This is a genomic window from Symbiopectobacterium sp., from assembly GCF_051710365.1.
In the GTDB taxonomy this organism is placed as follows: Bacteria; Pseudomonadota; Gammaproteobacteria; order Enterobacterales; family Enterobacteriaceae; genus Symbiopectobacterium.
Genome location: NZ_JBPETA010000244.1, coordinates 1 through 3846, shown reverse-complemented (window position 1 = coordinate 3846; position 3846 = coordinate 1). Strand labels below are relative to the sequence as shown.

9 protein-coding genes are annotated in these 3846 nt (G+C 45.0%); 4 read left to right on the top strand and 5 right to left on the bottom strand.

Features of this window, described 5'->3' with window-relative positions; all coding sequences use genetic code 11:
* Positions 1-107: 107 nt before the first annotated feature.
* The 4 genes from ACTBDZ_RS15870 to ACTBDZ_RS15855 form a co-directional block, all read right to left on the bottom strand.
* A complete protein-coding gene (locus ACTBDZ_RS15870) occupies positions 108-335 on the bottom strand; it encodes a replication protein (protein ID WP_438816028.1) in 228 nt (75 codons plus the stop codon).
* Positions 322-486 (bottom strand): hypothetical protein, encoded by a 165-nt coding sequence (locus tag ACTBDZ_RS15865; protein WP_438816027.1) that lies wholly within the window; start codon positions 484-486, stop codon positions 322-324. The genes ACTBDZ_RS15870 and ACTBDZ_RS15865 overlap by 14 nt, the downstream gene beginning before the upstream one ends.
* A gap of 33 nt (positions 487-519) precedes the next feature.
* Positions 520-798 carry a CII family transcriptional regulator gene (locus tag ACTBDZ_RS15860; protein ID WP_438816026.1) on the bottom strand — a complete coding sequence of 93 codons (279 nt, stop codon included), beginning with the start codon at positions 796-798 and terminating at the stop codon, positions 520-522.
* A gap of 203 nt (positions 799-1001) precedes the next feature.
* The gene (locus ACTBDZ_RS15855) at positions 1002-1226 is read right to left on the bottom strand and encodes a transcriptional regulator (RefSeq protein WP_438816025.1); all 225 of its coding nucleotides are present in this window, start codon (positions 1224-1226) and stop codon (positions 1002-1004) included.
* 89 nt (positions 1227-1315) lie between these two features.
* Here ACTBDZ_RS15855 and ACTBDZ_RS15850 point away from each other — a divergent pair, with 89 nt between their 5' ends.
* The 3 genes from ACTBDZ_RS15850 (at position 1316) to ACTBDZ_RS15840 (ending at position 2919) form a co-directional block, all read left to right on the top strand.
* Positions 1316-1672 (top strand): hypothetical protein, encoded by a 357-nt coding sequence (locus tag ACTBDZ_RS15850; protein WP_438816024.1) that lies wholly within the window; start codon positions 1316-1318, stop codon positions 1670-1672.
* Positions 1673-2148: 476 nt separating this feature from the next.
* The gene (locus tag ACTBDZ_RS15845; RefSeq protein WP_438816023.1) at positions 2149-2526 is read left to right on the top strand and encodes an antitermination protein; all 378 of its coding nucleotides are present in this window, start codon (positions 2149-2151) and stop codon (positions 2524-2526) included.
* Between the two features lie 81 nt (positions 2527-2607).
* On the top strand, positions 2608-2919 hold the full coding sequence (locus tag ACTBDZ_RS15840) for a hypothetical protein (protein WP_438816022.1): 312 nt from the start codon (positions 2608-2610) through the stop codon (positions 2917-2919).
* Here the strand turns inward: ACTBDZ_RS15840 and ghoS are convergent.
* Positions 2902-3186, bottom strand: coding sequence for a type V toxin-antitoxin system endoribonuclease antitoxin GhoS (gene ghoS / locus ACTBDZ_RS15835; protein WP_438816020.1), 285 nt, complete (start codon positions 3184-3186; stop codon positions 2902-2904). The two genes, ACTBDZ_RS15840 and ghoS, sit on opposite strands and share 18 nt — an antisense overlap.
* Before the next feature lie 171 nt (positions 3187-3357).
* Between ghoS and ACTBDZ_RS15830 the strand changes: the two genes are divergently transcribed.
* Entirely contained in the window at positions 3358-3594 is a 237-nt protein-coding gene (locus tag ACTBDZ_RS15830) for a hypothetical protein (RefSeq protein ID WP_438816019.1), read from the top strand.
* Positions 3595-3846 lie beyond the last annotated feature (252 nt).

Here is a 3846-nt window from a genome sequence, read left to right as displayed (position 1 = left end):
GGCCTTGTTATAGGAGGGCCAGTTAGTGATTTTAAAATTTTGTTTTGCCATGGAGACCTGATTTTGAAACAACTATGGTGATCTGATCCGATGATTACCCAAACTTTCTATTTATTCAACAAAGCCTCGCTTATCCTGTCCATGGTTTTATTCCATCCATAAGTGAGCCTCAGAACTGCCAGAAGCACCTTGAACTGACGCTTTGTTAGGTCTGCCCCGGCGTATTCTTCAAGAAGCATGTTTGCCAGCTTAGCGTAACCATCTTCGAGATCCGCCACACGATGCTCCGTAACCTCTTGTGATGAATGAACCAGTTTTAGATTAGGTGCGACCATCTTTTTTCACCCTCGATTTAGCCAGTCTGAAAACATTGATGAGCCGCTCAGCGAACGGCTTGTTATTGACGGCAGCAACAACTAATCCATCAGGTGAATCTGGGTGCGCCCGTTCCTCTCTCTGCTTGAAATTCCGGCTGTTTCGTGCCATAATCTCTCCTGAAATCAATTTGTTGTTGCATTTCTAAGCCGGAAAAGTGCTTCCCCACTGACCGGCTTTTTCTTTGGTCAGATACCCCGCCAGCCGTTTGGCTAACTCAGCCATTTCATCATCGGCAATACCGTAGTTCAGCACGGCTAACATCATGCTGACCTGTCGAAACAGACCGTTCTTCCAGCGACTGACCTGGTACTCCGGTACGTTCATGGCGGCGGCAAAGGCTTTCTGTCCCATCAGGGCTAACTTGTTGAGTAATGCCGACTCGATGTGAGCGGCTTTCTTGCTTTGTGTTGCGTGGTTCATGTGTGATAATTTCCTTGTTGAAAAAAACAGGTTATCGGATGCGCGTGTAGAAACACGGCACCTGTGGTGTAATGTGGTAATCAACAGACGTGACGAAGCCGTGAGGCAGTCACAGTGAGTTTGTTACTGTGGGATGTTGAGTTCGCCACGTTGTCGGTGGCTTCCGTAGGACGAATGTCCGTTGTAAAGAGCGTTACTGCTGGTTAGGCTGCGTGTAATTCAGGCCAAATTTTTTCCCAGTCATTTCTTAACTCTTTTCGGGGTACCACCCCGTTACTGATGCGTTCAATTTCAACGCATCTAGCTGGTGATACTGAAGACTTACCTGATGCCATTTGACATAAAAATGAAGGAGATACCCCCAATGCTTTGGCAAATGCCTTATGTCCCCCAGTATCCAGAGAAGAAAGATATTCTTTAAGTCTCATTATTCCCTCCTTGCTCAGTGAGTTTATTTAAAACTAAACCCAGTGTCAAGTTTTTGCTTCTTTAGCAATAACTAAAGACAATCAGATTTATGGACATGAAAGAAATTCGGCGGAAACGCCTAAAAGAATGGTTCTCAGATCGATCCCTTCCCACAAGGGAGAAGAGCTTTTTGTCTCAACTGACAACTGGTAAAGCATCTTTCGGAGAAAGGGCGGCAAGACGTATTGAGCGGGATTATGGCATGCCCGATGGATACTTAGACACAGACAATGATAATGAGAATAAAATAAGGAACTTAAACCCTCAGCATTTATTGCTTATTGAATTATTTGATAGCTTGACAGAAAGCGAGGCAGAACAACTCCTAAAAGATTTAAGACTCAAGAAAAAACATAATGATAAACTATTTGAAGAAATGCTGAAAAAGCGTAATATCCGTGCTTAACCCACGCCCCCACACTCACCTTTTTACTTCTCTCTAGCCTGCAAATAACACCTTCAGCAGGCTAAAAAACTTTTATAAACAACAATAAATGGTAATTCTCGCAAGAAGTTTATTTTTTATTTGACTATTAGTTTAGTTTTAAATAAACTCAATCCCATCACCCCACCAGACAGCTACAAGCAGACGGTGGAACACCAACCCGCAACGGCAATACCCCGGCAGGCAAGACCTCGAGTTACCCGCCGATTGCCTGAGCGTAAGTAGCCAGCCCGAGGCACAGGAACATGACGGCGGTTGGGGCAGATTCCAGATACATGCTCCTTCAAAACGAGCCTCCGCGCTCTACGGAAGGCACCGACAACGTGCCGAACCTTTGCCCAGATGTTTTTGGGGTGTGGTGGGCTGAATAAAAATTATAGCCAACACCAGGACTATACCCGTTCACCACACCACCAAAACCATCTGTTGGAGGGAATATGGCTACTATCCTTTACCGTAAATCCGTTAATCCTGTTAGCAAAACCAACGCCGCTATTCGCCGTCATGCCAGACGCAAGGCAGAAGCCATCCGTCGTGAACTGGTGACATCCCGTATCGATAAGGTATTGGGGCAGAAGCCAGAAAAACGCAAAGCGCTTAACCGAATTGAATTGGCTTTCAAGCGCAAACGGGCGCCACGAATTAATTTCAACTTACTGGCTAAGTTCAGAGAGCAAATTAACCGTTTCGCCGAAAAGTACGACAGGGTTAAGCGTCTTAACCATCGCATCTGGTACCGCAAACCGAAAACGGAGTATGGCATTACCGCCAGAGCAAGACAGACTCATACATCGTGGGGTGTTCGTGAAGTTTGAGGAGGGGTCTTATTGCCTGCAGCAAGTCGCCATATACCTAGCAGGTCACAGCAAGTCAGTTAACGTAACAGCGAGATGAGTATGCAAAACGATGACATGAAAGAGTATCGTAGAAAGTTGGGTGAATTCTTTTATCCGTTCCTTGGAAATGTTGAGTTAGGGAATGTTTCAGCATTGGAAAACACCACAAACCTTATTGATGCATTTATTAATTTCAATGAGGTTGGTTATTTTAACCGACCGACTACAGTTGGAAACATCAAAATTGGCGGACAAACAACGCCGCCAAGGGGTAAGCCAGAAGCAGTTGGAGGGACGGGATTGCAGGCAGTCAGTCCATTCCCAGAACCAATGCAGAGCGCTCCAGAAACTAACTCAGGGGGCGATTGTTAAATACCCCGACCAGCGGTCAAATGAGCACACGATAATTTGCGGGCTGTCGTCTGAAACCTGCAACGCCACACGCTGAATGCTATCTCTAACCGCTTCAATAGGTTGTGTTAGATTGGCTACATAGGTTCCCGTGGGTAAAGAACTCACCCTGCCACTTTCTCCGATTATTTCTTTACTGAACCCTATGCCACGCATCATTTCGTGCAAAAGCTCGTATTCATTCGCATCACCGCCAGAAATTTCAACCCTAGCTATGTAGCTGGTCATATCTAATTCCTTATTTTGACTGTGGAAACACCAGTCTACGGCATTCCTTTGACTGTGGAAAGCAGGGAAACCCTCGCCGCCTGAGAGGGTCAACAAAGCAGGCACTTAACACGGAGGCCACCATGCAAAAGCTCATTGACGAAAATATTTTGATAGCCAACGGAGAATTGAATGATGCAACTTAATAAACCTCATATCACGACCTTCAATCAACCTGATCACAGGGAAAGGGGCGTTATCACTTACGGTAGTAATAATATTAATCATCCTCATTATTTGATGAACACTCAAATTCTCCCCGGGGATGACAGTGAAACAAAGGGATATAAGTTAACCATTGCCTATCTGACGGAAGAAAACAAGTGGCTCAAAAAGCAGGTGAAAAAATTAACGGGTATCGATGACTGAAACACTTTCAGCATTCCCATCATCCGCTTATCACCGCAATCAACATCACACTGATAATAAATAACACTGAACTACCGCTTTATACCCTCGCCGATATTCGTCGGCATATACATCAATCCAAATAGTTAAACCGTCATTCCGCACCTGATTTTTCTTTTTTCGGGACTTGACGGTATTCTGAAGTTCTGAATTTATTACTGCTTTTTGCAGACCAATCAGCATGAGTACTCCCCACGTTACCATCCGTAACCT